We start from the raw sequence: 238 nt of genomic DNA on the forward strand, positions 1-238 counted from the left end.
GGTCTCGGCAGTGCTGTTCGCCTTCATCCTGATCAAGCCGTGGTCGATCATCCTGGTGCTGTTCATTCCGGCCCCGGCGATCATCTATGCGGTGTTCTACGTCGGCTACAGCATCTGGATGGACCGCCGTGGCGGCGACCGCATCAACCACAGCGCGCACCTGGCCGGTGCGGCCTTCGGCGTGCTGTTCATGCTGGCCATGCAGCCGAGCATCTTCAGCCACTTCCTGCGTGAGCTG

1 protein-coding gene is annotated in these 238 nt (G+C 63.0%); it reads left to right on the plus strand.

Going from position 1 to position 238, the window contains the following annotated elements; genetic code table 11:
- A partial coding sequence (locus RRF55_RS27810; protein ID WP_439419271.1) for a hypothetical protein occupies positions 1-238 on the plus strand: 238 nt, incomplete at both ends.

This window comes from Klebsiella sp. K47 (genome assembly GCF_051858335.1).
Lineage (GTDB): Bacteria > Pseudomonadota > Gammaproteobacteria > Enterobacterales > Enterobacteriaceae > Klebsiella > Klebsiella pneumoniae.